Genomic DNA, 15,289 nt, shown 5'->3' with positions numbered 1-15,289 from the left:
CCCCGCCGGCAAGCCTAAGGCAGGGGCAGGCCGTCGAACCAGCGCGGCAGCAGGTCGTTGACCACCGCGGCGCCTTCGTACTGCACCCAATGCCCGGCCGCGGGCACGACGCGCCACTCGCGCCGCGGCCCGGCCGCGGCGATGGCGGGCGCCACCTGGCGCGCCGCGGCGGTGACATCGTGCTCGCCCCACACCAGCAGCACCGGGCCGCCGTAGCGGCGCAGGGCCTGCACCATGCCGTCGCCCTGCGATGCCGTGCGGCTGCGAAAGCGCGTGGCCATGCAGCTGATTTCGTGTATGTCCAGCGCCAGCTCGTCGGGCTCGTGCCGGTACAGCATCAGCTGGTTGAGATTGTGGCGCAGCATGTCGCGCCGCTGCGCCGCCGATTCGGCTTTGCGCCACTGCCGCATGTCGAGCGCGCGGGGGCGCGGCATGCCGTGTCCGCCCGACCCCAGCAGGGCCAGCCGGCGCACGTGCGGGCGCTGCGCGGCCAGCCGCGACGCCACCAGCCCGCCGAACGAGAACCCTGCCAGGTCGATGGCCGTATCGGGCCCCACGGCCCGGTCCAGCGCGGCCTGCAGCATGTCGACCAGGGGCACCAGTTCGTCGGCCCCGGATGGCGCCGGCACGTTGGATGAATCCAGGTAGCCCGGCATGTCGGGCACCCACACTGTGCGATGCCGCGCCAGGGGCTCGATGTTGCGCAGCCAGTGCAGCCAGCTGCCGTGCCCGCCATGCAGCAGCACCAGCGGGTCGCCCTGGCCCAGGCGGTGCCAGCGCACGGTGCCGGCCGGGCCGACGGCGATATCGACAGGCTCGGCCAGGGCGTCGAGCCGGGCGATTTCGGGATGCACGGACGCTTGCGCAGGCTGCCCGCTCATCATGCGGCCTTGGGCGGCCGCTGCGGGAAACTGCGTTCGAACACCCCTTCCGCGATTCGGTTTTTCAGCATCTCGATGGAACCCCCGGCGATCATCCAGCCGCGCGTGCGGCGTACGCAGTACTCTACCAGGGATTCCTGGCTGAACCCCATGCCGCCCATGACCTGCATGGCCTCGTTGGCGGCGAACCAGCCGGCCTCGTTGCAGGCCAGCTTGGCCATGGCGGTGCTCTGGGCGCTGGGCAGGCCCTGCTCGCCCTCCAGGGCGGCCTTGTACAGCAGCAGCTGCGCCTGCTCCAGCTTCATCCACATATCGGCGAACTTCCATTGCAGCCCCTGGAATTCGCACAGTTCACGGCCGAACTGCTTGCGGATCAGGGCATGCTCGCGCGCCAGGTTGAAGGCGTGGCGGCCCAGCGCCAGCGAACGCGAGGCATTGCCCAGGCGCTCGACGTTGAAGCCCGATATCTGCTTCTTGAAGCCGCCCGGCCCCAGCAGGATCTGCGAGGCCGGGATGCGCGCGCCGTCGAAGTACAGCTGCGCCCAATGCTCGCCGTTCATGAAGCGCGACGGCTGCCCCACGGTGAAGCCGGGCGTGCCGCGCTCGATCAGCACCGAGCCGATGCCACCCGTGCCCGGGCCGAAGCGCACGTACACCAAAAATACGCCGGCCTCGGGGCTGTGCGTGGAAAAGATCTTGCTGCCGTTGATGACCACTTCATCGCCGTCGCGCGTGGCAGTGGTAGACAGCTCGGTGACCGCGGACCCGGCCTGCGGCTCGGTCATGCCCAGCGAGATCAGCTTGCGCCCGCCCAGCAGGTCGGGCAAAAAGCGGGCCTTCTGCTCGGGCGTGGCGTATTCGACAAAAGTGCGTATCGGCCCGAAATTGCCCGCCTGCACGATGTCGGCGCTGCGCGGGCACACCAGGGCGATTTCCTGGATGGCCAGCACGGCGTGCATCAGCGTGCCGCCCTGCCCGCCGTCGGCCTCGGGAAAGGCAATGCCCAGGAAGCCATTGTCGGCCAGCAGGCGGGCGGTTTCCCATGGATACGTATCGGCGTGCGCGCGCGCCAGCGCGCCGTCGGCCAGGCGCTCGCGCGCGAATCGCCGCACCGAATCGGCATAGGCTTGGTATTCCGGGTTCAGGTTGAAATCCATAGATGTGGCTACCTAGTAAAAGTCAGTGCCCGCGCCATGCGCTTTCCAAGCGCCGTGCGGCCATGATAAAAGCGGTTGGACCCCGGCCGGCGGCCATGGCCGCCGGCGCAGCAGCGAGATTCCCGATGAAAGGCATGGATATCCCCGCCCTCGAGGCGTTTGTGGCCGCGGTAGAAGAAAAAAGCCTGTCGAAAGCGGCCGAACGCGCCAACCTGGTGACCTCGGCCGCCAGCAAGCGCGTGGCCGAGCTCGAGCGCCACCTGCAGCGCACCCTGCTGCAGCGCCATGGGCGCGGCGTCGAGCCCACACCGGCCGGCACGCTGCTGTACCAGCGCGCCAAGGCCATTCTGCGCGCCGTGCAGCTGGCCGAATCGGCCGTGAAAGTCTATTCGGCCGACGGGCAGGCCAAGGTACGGCTGGCCGCCAACCCGTCGACCATTCTGCAGTTCCTGCCCGACCGCATGGGGCGCTTCCTGTCGCTGCGCGACTACGTCAGCGTCGACCTGCTCGAGGCCCACAGCTATGACATCCCGCGCCTGCTGATCGATGGTTCGGTGGACATCGGCATTTACCATGCCGACCACCCCGCCACCGGCGTCACGTCGCAGCCCTTCGCCAGCGACCGCGTCGGCCTGGTGGTGCCCATCGGCCACCCGCTGGCCGGGCGCGGCGAACTGTTCCTGGAAGAGGCGCTGGACTACGATCTGCTGGGCTATTTTCCGCGCCATTCGCTGGACCAGTTCCTGGCCTACATCGGCCAGACCGTCACGCGCCCGCCCACGGTCAAGCTGCAGGTGTCGAACTTCGAGACGCGCTGCCGCATGATCCGCGAAGGGCTGGGCATCGGCATCGTGCCCGAACGCATCGCCGCCAACTACCTGGGCGGCATGGGGCTGGTGCTGCTGCGCCTGCGCGATGAATGGGCCACCCGCCACTTCTTCGTGGCAGTGCGCGACCCCGACAGCCTGAGCCCGGTCGTGGCCGAGCTGCTGCAGTTCCTGTCGCAGCCCGCCTAGCGCCGCTGCCATCGATCCGGCCCGGTTCATCGCGCGGGCCTCAGTCCAGCGTCACGCCCAGGTGCCGGATCAGTTCGCCGTTGGTCTTGATGTCTTTCTGGTACAGGGCGGTGAACGCTTCGATCGAGGCATTGGCGGGCGATGCGCCCATCTTGTGCAGCAGGGCAGTGCCTTCGGGCTGATTCATGCCATGGTTGATGGCGTGGTTGAGTTTTTCCAGAATCGGCCGCGGCGTGCCCACTGGCGCCATCACGCCATACCAGGCGATCGGTTCGAAACCGGCCACTCCCACTTCGCCGAAGGTCGGCACGTCGGGCAGCAGCGGATCGCGCTGCGCGCCGCCCAGCGCCAGCGCTCGCACCTTGCTGCCGCTGTCGCCCAGATAACTCATGACCGTGCCCAGCGTGGCGAACGACAGGTCCACCCGGCCGCTCAGCATGTCCACCATGCCCTGCGCCCCGCCCTTGTACGGAATGTGGCGGAACTTCAACCCGGTTTTTTCCTGGAACTCCGCCGCCGCCAGGTGCGGGTCGGAGCCGTTGCCGGTAGAGAATACGGTGTAGTCGTCGGGGTGCTTGCGCGCATCGGCGGCAAACGCCTGGTAGTCGGGCGCATCGATGGAAGGCCCCACCACCAGCACATTCGGCATGGTCAGCAGCAGCGCCACAGGCTGGAAGTCGCTAGCCGGATCGAACGGCAGATGGCGGTACAGCCACTTGGTGTTGACGTGGCTCTTGGTGACCAGGAACAGTGTATAGCCGTCGGCAGGCGCCTTGGTCAGCGCGGCGGCCGCCAGGGTGCCATTGGCGCCGCCGCGGTTTTCCACCACCACGCGCGCGCCCGGCAGTTCGTGTTCGAGCCGGCTGGCCAGGATGCGCGCCGCCGTGTCCGACGGACCGCCGGCCGGGAAACCCACCAGCAGGGTAATGGGGCGCGCGGGATAGTCGGCGGCGGGGTCGGCGGCCGCCGCCGGGCCGGCCAGCCCGGCCAGGGTCAACAGGGCCGCGGCGGTCCGCGCGCTGAAGTGCAGTTTCAATCTTGTCTCCTCATTTTGAAATCGGCAGGCGCGCAGCGCCGGGCAATCCGGGGCGCCGCGTTCCTGGAAAAGCATCTTAGGAACGGCACGCCCCGCGCGGTGTGAAAAATCGGCATAGCAGGCGTTTCTTTTTTTTCATGCCACGCGCCGGCGCCGGCCGCTACAGTAGTCTGCACATGACGGCTGCCCGCCATCCGCAGCAGGGCCGGCCAGGCATTCCGGAGACAGCGCATGATTCTCGACCAACTGGCCCACTACGGGGCGCGCGACAGCGTGCGCGACCTGCCCGCCGATGTCACCCACCATGCCAAGCGGGCCTTGGTGGACTGGTTTTCCGCCCTGTATCCCGGCACCCGCACGGCGCCCTGCGCCCAGCTGCTGGCCGCGCACCGGCCCGAACTGGGATCGGGGCGCTCCAGTCTGCCGGGCTGCGGCACCACCGCCTTCAGCCCCACGGCGGCCTGGATCAACGGCAGCGTGTCGCATGCCGTGGAATTCGACGATATTTTCCGCGACGCGATCTATCACCCGGGCTGCCCGGTCATTGCCGCCGCCCTGGCGGTGGCCGAAGAACAGGACGCCAGCGGCGCCGCGCTGCTCAATGCCATTGTGGTGGGCTACGAGATTTCCACGCGCATCGGCGCGGCAGTGCAGCCTTCGCACTACCGGTACTTCCACACCACCGGCACGGTAGGCTGTTTCGGCGCGGCCGCCGCCACCGCCGCGCTCGCGGCGCCCGGCAACGCAAACGCCATGCGCCACGCCCTGGCCACGGCGGCCAGTTTCGCCGCCGGCCTGCAGCAGGCCTTCCGTTCCGACGCCATGACCAAGGCGCTGCACGCCGGCAATGCCGCCAGCGTCGGCGTGCGCGCCGGGCTGGGCGCCGCCCATGGGCTGACCGGCGCGGCCGGCATGCTGGACGGCCCGGTGGGCTTCGGCGCCGCCCTGGCCGACCACCCCGACTGGAGCAAGGCCACCCAGGCGCTGGGCGAACGCTACAACATCCTGCAGATCACCCAGAAAAACCACGGCTGCTGCGGCCACACCTTCGCCGCCATCGACGCGGCGCTGGCGCTGCGCGCCGCGCATGGGCTGACACCGGCCGACATCGAGGCCATCGAGGTCGACGCCTACCAGACTACGCTGGATGTCACCGGCAACGCCGATCCGCGCACGCCGTTCGAAGGAAAATTCAGCCTGTTCTATGTGGTGGCCCACGCCCTGGCCTACGGATCGGTGCGGCTGGACGCCTTCGAGCCGGCGCGCCTGGCCGAACCTGGCCTGCGCAGCCTGATGGCGCGCATCCAGTTGCGCGCCGATCCTGAACTGACGGCCGCATTTCCCGGCCGGCGGGCCGCGCGGGTGGCCATCCGCACGCGTGACGGCGCCACGCACCGCCACTACGCCCCGTATCGGAAAGGCGACCCCGAGGCGCCGCTCAGCGATGCGGACCTGAACGACAAATTCAATGAACTGGTCGCCCCCGTACTGGGCCAGGCCCGCACGCGGCAATTGCGCGAACAGGCCTGGCGCCTGGAATCGCTGGCGGTGCGCGACCTGCAGCTGCACCAGCCGGTGTAACCCCATTCTCTTTTTCGAAGTTGCCCATGCAGAACGGTACTTTTGCCCAAGCATTGCTCGCCCCCCAGGCCATCGCGCTAGTCGGCGCTTCCGGCGATCCCGCCAAGAACACCGCCCGGCCGCTGCGCTTCATGCGCAAGCACGGCTATGGCGGCCGCATTTTTCCCATCAATGCCGGCCGCGCCGAGATCCTGGGTGAACCCGCCTATCCCGACCTGGCCGCGCTGCCGCAGCCGGTAGACCATGTGTTCATCATGGTGCCCGGCCCGAAAGTGGCCGAACAGCTCGAAGGCTGCGCGCGCGCCGGCGCCAAGGTGGCCACCATCTACAGCGACGGCTTCGGCGAAACCGGCGCGGCCGGACGCGCCGCGCAGGACGCCCTGGTGGCCCGCGCCCGCGAACTGGGCGTGCGGCTGCTGGGCCCCAACAGCATCGGCCTGGCCAACATCCACAGCGGCGCCATCATCTCGGTCAATGCGGTATTCGAATCCGACCACCTGAGCCAGGGCGCCATCAGCATCGTCTCGCAAAGCGGCTCGATGATGGGCTCGCTGCTGTCGCGCGCCAGCGCGCGCGGGTTCGGCTTCGCCAAGTCGGTGTCGGTCGGCAACGAATGCGACATCAGCGTCGGCGAAGTGGTCCAGGCCCTGAGCGAAGACGGCCAGACCGGCGCCATCCTGCTGTTCCTGGAAACGCTGCGCGACGCGCCCGTGCTGGGGCGCGCGCTGCAGGCGGCGCAGGCGGCCGGCAAGCCGGTCATCGCCTACAAACTGGGGCGCTCGGCCCAGGGCGACGCGCTGGCGCAGTCGCATACGGGCGCCATGGCGGGCAATGACGCCGCCGTGGATGCCTTTCTGCGCGCGCACGGCGTGCTGCGCGTGGAATCCCTGGAAACCTTGTACGAAATCGTGCCGCTGGCCTTGCGCTACGGCCGCCACGCCCCGCCGCCGCCGCGCGCCCCGCGCGTCGCGGTCATTACCACCACGGGCGGCGGCGCGGCCACAGTGGTCGACAACCTGGGCATGCGCGGCCTGGTGGCGGCCACGCCGCCGGACGCGTTCGTGGCCCACATGGCCGAACGCGGCCTGCGCGTGCGCCAGGCGCCCATCATCGACCTGACGCTGGCGGCCACCAGCGCGCAGTACCAGGACCTGCTCGAGCAGTTGCTGGTTTCCGACTGGTGCGATGCCGTGCTCAGCGTGGCCGGATCGTCGGCGCAGTTCCACCCCGAAGTGGCGGTGCAGCCGCTGGTGCGCGCCCGCAAGCCCGACGGCAAGCCGGTCGCGGCGTTCCTGGCGCCCGAGGCCATGGCGTCGCTGCAGGTTCTGCAGCGCGAAGGCATTGCCGGCTTCCGCACGCCCGAATCCTGCGCCGAGGCCCTGGCGCTGTTCCTGCGCCGCCCGGCGGCGGCATGCCCCGCCGGCGACGGCCCCGCCTTCGACTGGCCCGCCGGGCTGCCGGCCGCGGGCGCGCTGACCGAGTACGAAGCCGGCCAGGTGTTCGCCAGCCTGGGCGTGCCCGTGGCCGCCATGCGCCAGGTGCCCGCCGACAACCCGGACCACGACCTGGACTACCCGGTGGCGCTGAAGATCGCGTCGCGCGACATTCCGCACAAGACCGATGCGGGCGGCGTGCGCATCGGCATCCGCGACGCCGCCGATCTGCGGCGACAGGCGGGCGAAATGCTGGCCGAAGTCCGCCGCCGCATGCCGCAGGCGCGGCTGGATGGCGTCCTGGTCCAGCAGATGCAAAGCAAGCTGCTCGAACTGATCCTGGGCTACCGGCACGACCCGCTGGTGGGGCCGGTGGTGGTTCTGGGCGCCGGCGGCGTGGCGGCCGAGCTGTCGCCCGACGTGGCCGTGCGGCTGGCGCCGGTCACTCGCCGGCAGGCCATGGAAATGATTGAAGCAGTGCGCGCCACACAGCTGATACGCGGCTTTCGCGGCCTGCCGCGCGGCGATTGCGACGCCCTGGCCGATGCCATCGTGGCCTTCTCGCGGCTGGCGCGGGTGCGCGGCGCGCGGGTGGCCGAAGCGGAAATCAACCCGCTATTCGTGCGCCAGGATGGGGTAATCGCGGTGGACGGCCTGCTGCATTTGCAGGCGCCCGACGCTACATCTTGACGACGTCGACTCCCGCCGGCGGCGTGAAGCGGAATTCACCGGCGGGCAGCGCGGGATTGGCCTGGATATCGGACAGCTCGACCCGCGTGGTCTGGCCAAAGGCGTCCAGCAGTTCCACGCGCACGGGCAAGTTGCCTTTCATGCCGATATCGACCTGCGCAAAACCGGCGTCGGCGTTGCGCGGCTTGGCGCGCAGCCATTCCAGCCCGTCGCGCGCCGGCAGCGGCGTCACCTGGAAAGCCTGTTCGAGGTTGCCCGAACCGAACAGGATGGCCGCCGGCGAGGTGCCGATGGCCTGATCGACCTTGCGCGAGGTTACCTGGGCCAGGTCGGGATCGTACTGGTACAGCTGCTGCCCGTCGGACACCACCAGCTGTTCATAAGGCTGGCTGACCGCCCACTTGAACTTGCCCGGCCGCTGGAAGGCGAAGGTGCCGCTTTGCGGCCGCTGCGCGCGGCCCTGCGGCCCGGTGGTGGACTGGGTAAAACTGCCCGTGGCGCTCTTGATTTCGGCCACGAAAGACTTCAGCTGCGTGCGGGCGTCGGCCGCCAGGGCGGCCATCGGGCACAGCACCAGCAGCGCGGCCGCGGCGGCCAGCCGGCGTAGACCAGGCATCAGGCTTCCTCTTTGGACGGCACCAGGATTTCGCGGTTGCCGTTGGATTGCATTGCCGACACCATACCCGATTGCTCCATTTGCTCGAGTAACCGTGCGGCACGGTTGTAACCAATGCGCAAATGGCGCTGCACCAGCGAAATCGAGGCGCGGCGATGCTTCAGCACCACTTCGCAGGCCTGGTCGTACATGGGATCGCTTTCGGAATCGGTCATGCCGGTAACGCTGCCCACGCCGTCGCCGGTTTCGCCTTCCAGCGCGCCTTCGAGCAGGCCGTCGACATAGTTGGGCTCGCCCTGCGACTTCAGGTGTTCGACCACGCGGTGCACTTCTTCATCGCTGACAAAGGCGCCGTGCACCCGCACCGGCAGGCCGGTGCCGGGCGGCATGTACAGCATGTCGCCCTGGCCCAGCAGGGTTTCGGCGCCCATCTGGTCGAGAATGGTGCGCGAGTCGATCTTGGACGATACCTGGAACGCGATGCGCGTCGGGATGTTGGCCTTGATCAGGCCGGTGATGACGTCCACGCTGGGCCGCTGGGTGGCCAGGATCAGGTGGATGCCGGCGGCGCGCGCCTTCTGCGCCAGGCGGGCGATGAGCTCTTCGATTTTCTTGCCCACCACCATCATCAGGTCGGCCAGTTCGTCGATGACCACCACGATGGTGGGCAGCGGCGCCAGCGGCTCGGGCTGGTCGGGCGTCAGCGAGAACGGATTGGGAATGGGCTCTTCGCGCTTGATGGCGTCGCGGATCTTGGAGTTGTAGCCGGCCAGGTTGCGCACGCCCATCTTGCTCATCAGGCGGTAGCGCTTTTCCATTTCGCCCACGCACCAGTTCAGGGCGTTGGCGGCATGGCGCATGTCGGTGACCACCGGCGCCAGCAGGTGCGGGATGCCTTCGTAGACGCTCATTTCGAGCATCTTGGGGTCGATCAGGATCAGTCGCGTGTCGGCCGCGCCGGCCTTGTACAGCAGCGACAGGATCATGGCGTTGATCCCGACCGACTTGCCCGAGCCGGTGGTGCCGGCCACCAGCAAGTGGGGCATCTTGGCCAGGTCGGCCACCACCGGGTTGCCGGCGATGTCCTTGCCCAGCGCCATGGTCACCACCGAATGGCTGGCGTGGTAGGTTTGCGAGCCCAGGATCTCGGACAGCTTGACCATCTGGCGGCGCGGGTTGGGCAGTTCCAGGCCCATGAGGTTCTTGCCGGGAATGGTTTCCACCACCCGGATGCTGACCAGGCTGAGCGCGCGCGCCAGGTCTTTGGCCAGGTTGACGATCTGGCTGCCCTTCACGCCCGTGGCGGGCTCGATTTCGTAGCGGGTGATCACCGGCCCGGCCTGCGCCGCCACCACGGTGACGTTCACGCCGAAATCGGCCAGTTTCTTTTCGATCAGGCGCGAAGTGAATTCGATGGTTTCGGCCGAGACGGTTTCCTGGTTGGCCGCGGGCGCGTCCAGCAGGCCGATGGCAGGCAGGTCGCCTTCGCCGGCGGGCGGGGCGAACAGCGTCTGCTGCTTTTCTTTTTCGACCCGGTCGGAGCGCGGCACCACGGTAATGGCCGGTTCGATGCGCACGGGTTGTTCGTGGGTAAGCTTTTCGTGCTTGGCCTCGACCTGTTCGGTGCGCACCGCCTTGGCCACCTCGCCGACCTTGCGGTCCTGGCGGGCGGTGTACGAATCGCGCACGCGCCGCAGCAGGCCTTCGAGCCAGGCGCCGACCCGTTCGGCCACATGCAGCCACGAGAACGAGAAGAACAGGCTCAGGCCCACCGCCAGCATGACCAGCAGCGCCAGCGTGCCGCCGGTGAAGCCCACGCCCTCGGCCAGCGCGCCGGCCAGCATCTGGCCGATGACGCCGCCCGCGCCGCTTTCGCCGTCGGTGCCGCCCGGCAGGTGCATGCCCCAGCTGTACAGGCGCAGCGCCTCGATGCCCAGCGAGCCCACCAGCACCAGGAAGAAGCCGATGCCCTCTTCCCAGTGCACGCGCGGCAGGACTTCGGGCTGCTTGCCGTCGGAGGCGCGCAGGTGGCTGGCCAGGCGGCGGTAGCCGGCGCGCACGCGGTGCAGCAGCAGCACGACCCACCACCAGGCGGAATAGCCGAACAGGTACAGAAGAATGTCGGACAGGTAGGCGCCCAGGGTGCCGCCCCGGTTATGGATGACGCCGCCGGGCACGGAATGCGACCAGCCCGGGTCGGCGGGCGACCAGGTGGCCAGCACCAGGGTCAGCCAGGCGGCCAGGGCGGCGAACAGGATCCAGCGGGCTTCGCGCAGCAAGGCAGAGATTCGCGTCTGCAGCGGCGAAGGGCCGTTTCGGGTGTTGCGCGAGGCGCGCGGGGAAGCAGTTGAAATACGCGGCATGCGGCTCATTATAATTGGGCATCCCTCTAAAGATACTTACCTATGTCCACGCCCAAACACGCTAAAGTTTTGATACTCGGATCCGGCCCCGCCGGTTACACGGCTGCCGTCTATGCGGCGCGCGCCAATCTGGCCCCCGTACTTGTTACAGGTCTGGCCCAGGGCGGCCAGCTCATGACCACCACCGACGTCGACAACTGGCCGGCCGACGCCAGCGGCGTCCAGGGCCCCGAACTGATGCAGCGCTTCCAGCAGCACGCCGAGCGCTTCAATACCGACATCATTTTCGACCATATCGCCAAAGTGGATTTGTCGCAGCGCCCTTTCACCCTGACCGGCGACACGGGCAACCTGTACACCTGCGACTCCCTCATCATCGCCACCGGCGCCTCGGCCAAGTACCTGGGCCTGCCCTCTGAAGAGGCCTTCATGGGCCGCGGCGTGTCGGGCTGCGCCACCTGCGACGGGTTCTTCTACAAGAACCAGGACGTCGTGGTGGTGGGCGGCGGCAACACGGCCGTGGAAGAAGCCCTGTACCTGTCCAATATCTGCCGCAAAGTCACGCTGATCCACCGCCGCGACAAATTCCGCGCCGAGCCCATCCTGGTCGACAAGCTGATGGACAAGGTCAACAACGGCAATATGGAACTGAAGCTGTTCCATACCCTGGAAGAAGTCCTGGGCGACGACAGCGGCGTCACGGGCGTGCGGGTGCGCCACACCGACACCGGCGCCACCGAAGACCTGGCCGCCACCGGCGCCTTCATCGCCATCGGCCACCAGCCCAATACCGGCATCTTCGAAGGCCAGCTCGACATGAAAGACGGCTACATCATCACCAAAAGCGGCCTGTCGGGCATGGCCACCATGACCTCGGTGCCCGGCGTGTTCGCCGCCGGCGACGTGCAGGACCACGTCTACCGCCAGGCCATCACCAGCGCCGGCACGGGCTGCATGGCCGCCCTGGACGCGCAACGGTGGCTGGAGAATGCGCAGCACTAAAAGCGGCCTGGCCGACCTGAAGCGCCTGCACCAGGCCGCCCGCCAGGCCCAGGCACAGGCACAGGCCGAACAGGCCGCCCGAAAGGCCGCCGCGCCGGCCAGCCCGGCCGACGACCCCGACGCCTTTCGCCGCGCCACCCAGGCGGTCACCCCGCTCAAGCACACCGGCCGCCGGCCGCCCCCGCCGCCCGCCGCGGCGCCGGCCAGCGCCGCCGTGGCCATGCGCCGCGCGGCCGCGGTGGGCGAAAGCGCGGCGCGCGCCGATGCCGGTGTCTCCGACGGCGGCGACGTGGCGCATCTGCTGTCCGAAGGCGGCACCGCGTTCGTGCGCGCCGATGCCGCGCCCGACACCGCGCGCAACCTGCGCCGCGGCCAGTGGCCGGCCGGCGCCGAGCTCGACCTGCACGGCCTGCGGGTCGAACAGGCCCGCCACGCAGTGCTGTCGTTCCTGGACGAATGCCTGGAACACGGCATCCGCTGCGTGCGCATCGTGCACGGCAAGGGCTACGGCTCGCAGGGGCTCGAACCCGTGCTGAAAGACAAGGTGCGCACCTGGCTGGTGCAAAAAGCCGATGTCATGGCGTTTTCGCAGGCGCCCGAACGCGAAGGCGGCGCCGGCGCCCTGCTGGTGCTGCTGCGCCAGACCGGCACGGGGCGCCCATGAAATGGGTATACCTGGGCATTGCCATCGTGGCCGAGATCGTGGCCACCAGCGCCCTGAAAAGCGCCGAGGGCTTCACCCGGCTGCTGCCTTCGCTGGTCACGGTGGCCGGCTACGCCGTGGCCTTCTACTTTCTGGCGCTGACGCTGCGCGAAATCCCGGTGGGCATCGCCTACGCGATCTGGTCGGGCGTGGGCATCGTGCTGATCTCGCTGGTGGGCGCGGTGTTCTTCAAGCAGCACCTCGACACCCCCGCCCTGCTGGGCATCGCGCTGATCATCGCCGGCGTGGTGGTCATGAACGTGTTTTCGAAATCGGTCGGACACTGATCACGGCAGCGGCGGCGGCGGGCCGTCGGGCTCGCGCAGGTACTGCACCAGCATGGCCGTGGCCCGGTCGGGCGGCGGCGTCAGCAGCGACACCACGATAATCGTCAAAAAGGCCACTGGCGCGCCGAACACGCCGGCCGCGATGGGCTGGATGCCCCACCACAGCTCCACCGGCTGGCCGCGGTCCACGCCGAACACCCATTCGCGCAGCCATGGATGCGTGTGCGCCATGTAGCCGAAGGTCATCATCAGGCCCGCCAGCATGCCCAGCGTGGCGCCCCATTTGTTGGCGCGGCGCCAGAATATGCCCATTACCAGCGCCGGGAAGAACGACGAGGCGGCAAAGGAAAATGCCGCCGACACCATGAAAAGAATGTCGGCCGGCTTGCGGGCCGCCACCCAGGCCGCCCCGAACGCCACTGCCAGCAGCAGTATCTTGGACACCATCACGCGGCGCGCGGCCGACATGCGCGGCGATACCAGCCGGTACCACATGTCGTGCGACAGCGAATTGGACAAGGTCAGCAGCAGGCCGTCGGCCGTGGACAGCGCGGCCGCCAGCCCACCGGCCGCCACCAGGCCCGACACCACATATGGCAGGCCGCCGATCTCGGGCATGGCCAGCACCACCACGTCGGCGCCCATGCTGATCTCGCCCAGCTGCACCGTGCCGTCGCGGTTGACGTCCAGCAAGTCCAGCAAATTGATGTCGACCGCGCTCCAGGCATGCACCCAGTTGGGCAGCGCGGCGAAATCGGTGCCCACCACCTGGGTATAGACCTCGTACTTGACCAGCAATGCCAGCGCCGGCGCCATGAAATACAGCAGCAGGATGAACAGCAACGACCAGCACACCGAGCGGCGCGCCTCGATCACCGACGGGGTGGTGTACGAGCGCATCAGGATGTGCGGCATGCCGGCCGTGCCCAGCATCAGGCACAGCACCAGCGCCAGGAAATTGACCCGCATCTCCTGGCGCTCTTGCGGGTCTTTGGCGGGAAACGGCTCGGCATGCGGCACCGGCGGCGAGCCGCGCGCCTCGTAGACGGCGCGCGCCTGCGACCACGCCACGCGGGCCTGTTCGACGCTGGCGGGATACGCCTCGAGCTCGCGCTCCAGCGTGCGTATTTCGACCATGGGCGCGTCGGCCGCGGTCATTTTCGCCAGCCGGTTGCGCAGCCTGTCTTTTTCCTGCTGCCAGGATTCCGGCAGGGCCTGCAGGCGCTGGGTCATTTCATCGGCGCGGGCCTTCCACAACTGGCGCACCTGCAGTTCGGACACGTCTTTGCCCAGCTGGGCTTCGCGCTCGGTCACCTGCTGCAGCACCGTGCCGGCCGACAATTGCGGCAGCGGCATGCCCGTATGCTTTACCGACAGCCATATCACCGGCACCAGGTAGGCCACCACCAGAATGATGTACTGCCCCACCTGGGTCCAGGTGACCGCCCGCATGCCGCCCAGGAAAGAGCACACCAGCATGCCGCCCAGGGCCACGAAAATGCCCAGCTCGAACGAAATGCCCGTCATGCGCGTGGTGATGATGCCCACGCCGTAGATCTGCGCCACCAGGTACGTGAACGAGCACAGCACCGCGCAGGCCACGCCCGCCAGCCGGGCCAGGTTGCCGCCATAGCGCGCGCCCATGAAATCGGGAATGGTGTACTGGCCGAACTTGCGCAGGTACGGCGCCAGCAGCAGCGCCACCAGTACATAGCCGCCGGTCCAGCCCATGATGTAGGCCAGGCCGCCGTAGCCGGTCAGGTACAGCGTGCCGGCCACGCCGATGAACGAGGCCACCGACATCCAGTCGGCGGCGGTGGCCATGCCGTTGTAGAAGGCCGGCACGCGCCGCCCCGCCACGTAGTATTCGACCTGGTCGGACGTGCGGCAGACAATGCCGATGCCGGCGTACAGGCTGACGGTGACCAGCAGGAACACGTAGCCGATCCAGTTGCGGGCCATGCCCGCCACTTCGGCCAGCGCCAGCAGCACGATCAGCAGGGCAAAGCCGGCCGTGTACAGCACATAGATGCGGCGCAGCCGGATCTCGAATTCACGGGGGTTGTCGCCGGTAAATGGCATCAATCGCCCCGCTCGCCTTCACGGCGGGCGCGCCGGTCGGCGCGGTTCATCAGGCGGGCATAGATGGCTATCAGCACCAGGTACGACAGCGGCGCCCCATAGGCCGCCATCCAGAAGGCGAACGGCCAGCCGATGAAATCGAACATCAGCTTGCGGGCAAAAAAGGCCGGCAGGAAGGTCAGCGTGGCCCAGCAGACCGTGAGAACAGCGATCAGGACCAGATTGCGCCGCCAGTAACGCCGTGCGGCAGGGGGTGTCGGGGTGCGGGGAGCCGGCATGCGTGATTATTATCCGGTTACGCGCCGCTTGAAGCCTTTATGCACAAAAGCGAGCCTTGTAAGCGACAACGGCCGGCACGAAATGGTGCCAGCCGTTGTGCATTTTGCTTTTATTGGGTACTGCCAGTTTGTTATACCGGTGCCGCCGGTCGCCCATGCAGGGC

Annotated in this window: 13 protein-coding genes; 6 read left to right on the top strand and 7 right to left on the bottom strand. The window is 68.4% G+C overall.

Translation table 11 applies throughout. The annotated features are described in order from the left end of the window. Positions 1–14 precede the first annotated feature (14 nt). Positions 15–854 (bottom strand): alpha/beta fold hydrolase, encoded by an 840-nt coding sequence (locus tag J2P76_RS07460; RefSeq protein WP_347565297.1) that lies wholly within the window; start codon positions 852–854, stop codon positions 15–17. A 26-nt stretch (positions 855–880) separates the two neighbouring features. Beyond that, on the bottom strand, positions 881–2,038 hold the full coding sequence (locus tag J2P76_RS07455) for an acyl-CoA dehydrogenase family protein (RefSeq protein WP_207405807.1): 1,158 nt from the start codon (positions 2,036–2,038) through the stop codon (positions 881–883). A 125-nt stretch (positions 2,039–2,163) separates the two neighbouring features. Between J2P76_RS07455 and J2P76_RS07450 the strand changes: the two genes are divergently transcribed. Then, entirely contained in the window at positions 2,164–3,054 is an 891-nt protein-coding gene (locus J2P76_RS07450) for a LysR family transcriptional regulator (RefSeq protein ID WP_207405805.1), read from the top strand. A 40-nt stretch (positions 3,055–3,094) separates the two neighbouring features. Here the strand turns inward: J2P76_RS07450 and J2P76_RS07445 are convergent, their stop codons facing one another. Then, positions 3,095–4,090 carry a Bug family tripartite tricarboxylate transporter substrate binding protein gene (locus J2P76_RS07445; RefSeq protein ID WP_207405803.1) on the bottom strand — a complete coding sequence of 332 codons (996 nt, stop codon included), beginning with the start codon at positions 4,088–4,090 and terminating at the stop codon, positions 3,095–3,097. 231 nt (positions 4,091–4,321) lie between these two features. Between J2P76_RS07445 and J2P76_RS07440 the strand changes: the two genes are divergently transcribed. Both J2P76_RS07440 and J2P76_RS07435 read left to right on the top strand, forming a co-directional pair. Continuing rightward, positions 4,322–5,671, top strand: a complete 1,350-nt coding sequence (locus tag J2P76_RS07440; RefSeq protein WP_207405801.1) for an MmgE/PrpD family protein — start codon at positions 4,322–4,324, stop codon at positions 5,669–5,671. A gap of 26 nt (positions 5,672–5,697) precedes the next feature. After that, on the top strand, positions 5,698–7,794 hold the full coding sequence (locus J2P76_RS07435; protein ID WP_207405799.1) for an acetate--CoA ligase family protein: 2,097 nt from the start codon (positions 5,698–5,700) through the stop codon (positions 7,792–7,794). Here J2P76_RS07435 and lolA read toward each other — a convergent pair. Then, complete coding sequence (lolA, locus tag J2P76_RS07430) at positions 7,784–8,410, bottom strand: outer membrane lipoprotein chaperone LolA (RefSeq protein WP_207405797.1); 627 nt, start codon at positions 8,408–8,410, stop codon at positions 7,784–7,786. The two genes, J2P76_RS07435 and lolA, sit on opposite strands and share 11 nt — an antisense overlap. Continuing rightward, positions 8,410–10,773 carry a DNA translocase FtsK gene (locus J2P76_RS07425; RefSeq protein WP_207405795.1) on the bottom strand — a complete coding sequence of 788 codons (2,364 nt, stop codon included), beginning with the start codon at positions 10,771–10,773 and terminating at the stop codon, positions 8,410–8,412. The genes lolA and J2P76_RS07425 overlap by 1 nt, the downstream gene beginning before the upstream one ends. 42 nt (positions 10,774–10,815) lie before the next feature. On the opposite strand from J2P76_RS07425, the gene trxB reads away from it, so the two are divergent. From trxB to J2P76_RS07410, 3 genes are read left to right on the top strand one after another with little or no spacing between them, the layout of a single operon-like run. Beyond that, complete coding sequence (trxB, locus tag J2P76_RS07420; RefSeq protein WP_207405788.1) at positions 10,816–11,775, top strand: thioredoxin-disulfide reductase; 960 nt, start codon at positions 10,816–10,818, stop codon at positions 11,773–11,775. After that, on the top strand, positions 11,762–12,439 hold the full coding sequence (locus tag J2P76_RS07415; RefSeq protein ID WP_207405786.1) for a Smr/MutS family protein: 678 nt from the start codon (positions 11,762–11,764) through the stop codon (positions 12,437–12,439). Before trxB ends, J2P76_RS07415 begins: the two co-directional genes overlap by 14 nt. Next, positions 12,436–12,765: a DMT family transporter gene (locus J2P76_RS07410; protein ID WP_207405784.1), complete on the top strand. Its 330-nt coding sequence runs from the start codon at positions 12,436–12,438 to the stop codon at positions 12,763–12,765. Before J2P76_RS07415 ends, J2P76_RS07410 begins: the two co-directional genes overlap by 4 nt. Here J2P76_RS07410 and J2P76_RS07405 read toward each other — a convergent pair whose 3' ends face one another. Both J2P76_RS07405 and J2P76_RS07400 read right to left on the bottom strand, forming a co-directional pair. Continuing rightward, a complete protein-coding gene (locus tag J2P76_RS07405; RefSeq protein WP_207405782.1) occupies positions 12,766–14,847 on the bottom strand; it encodes a sodium:solute symporter family protein in 2,082 nt (693 codons plus the stop codon). Beyond that, positions 14,847–15,125: a DUF4212 domain-containing protein gene (locus J2P76_RS07400; RefSeq protein WP_207405780.1), complete on the bottom strand. Its 279-nt coding sequence runs from the start codon at positions 15,123–15,125 to the stop codon at positions 14,847–14,849. Before J2P76_RS07400 ends, J2P76_RS07405 begins: the two co-directional genes overlap by 1 nt. Positions 15,126–15,289 lie beyond the last annotated feature (164 nt).

It is taken from the genome of Bordetella petrii (genome assembly GCF_017356245.1).
Taxonomy (GTDB): Bacteria; Pseudomonadota; Gammaproteobacteria; order Burkholderiales; family Burkholderiaceae_B; genus Bordetella_A; species Bordetella_A petrii_D.
This window is presented reverse-complemented; position numbering and strand designations above follow the sequence as displayed.

Coding starts and splice junctions, on each gene's coding strand:
- trxB (WP_207405788.1), top strand. CDS start 10,816: ATGTCCACGCCCAAACACGCTAAAGTTTTGATACTCGGATCCGGCCCC.
- lolA (WP_207405797.1), bottom strand. CDS start 8,410: ATGCCTGGTCTACGCCGGCTGGCCGCCGCGGCCGCGCTGCTGGTGCTG.
- J2P76_RS07440 (WP_207405801.1), top strand. CDS start 4,322: ATGATTCTCGACCAACTGGCCCACTACGGGGCGCGCGACAGCGTGCGC.
- J2P76_RS07405 (WP_207405782.1), bottom strand. CDS start 14,847: ATGCCATTTACCGGCGACAACCCCCGTGAATTCGAGATCCGGCTGCGC.
- J2P76_RS07450 (WP_207405805.1), top strand. CDS start 2,164: ATGAAAGGCATGGATATCCCCGCCCTCGAGGCGTTTGTGGCCGCGGTA.
- J2P76_RS07415 (WP_207405786.1), top strand. CDS start 11,762: ATGCGCAGCACTAAAAGCGGCCTGGCCGACCTGAAGCGCCTGCACCAG.
- J2P76_RS07410 (WP_207405784.1), top strand. CDS start 12,436: ATGAAATGGGTATACCTGGGCATTGCCATCGTGGCCGAGATCGTGGCC.
- J2P76_RS07455 (WP_207405807.1), bottom strand. CDS start 2,038: ATGGATTTCAACCTGAACCCGGAATACCAAGCCTATGCCGATTCGGTG.
- J2P76_RS07435 (WP_207405799.1), top strand. CDS start 5,698: ATGCAGAACGGTACTTTTGCCCAAGCATTGCTCGCCCCCCAGGCCATC.
- J2P76_RS07400 (WP_207405780.1), bottom strand. CDS start 15,125: ATGCCGGCTCCCCGCACCCCGACACCCCCTGCCGCACGGCGTTACTGG.
- J2P76_RS07425 (WP_207405795.1), bottom strand. CDS start 10,773: ATGCCGCGTATTTCAACTGCTTCCCCGCGCGCCTCGCGCAACACCCGA.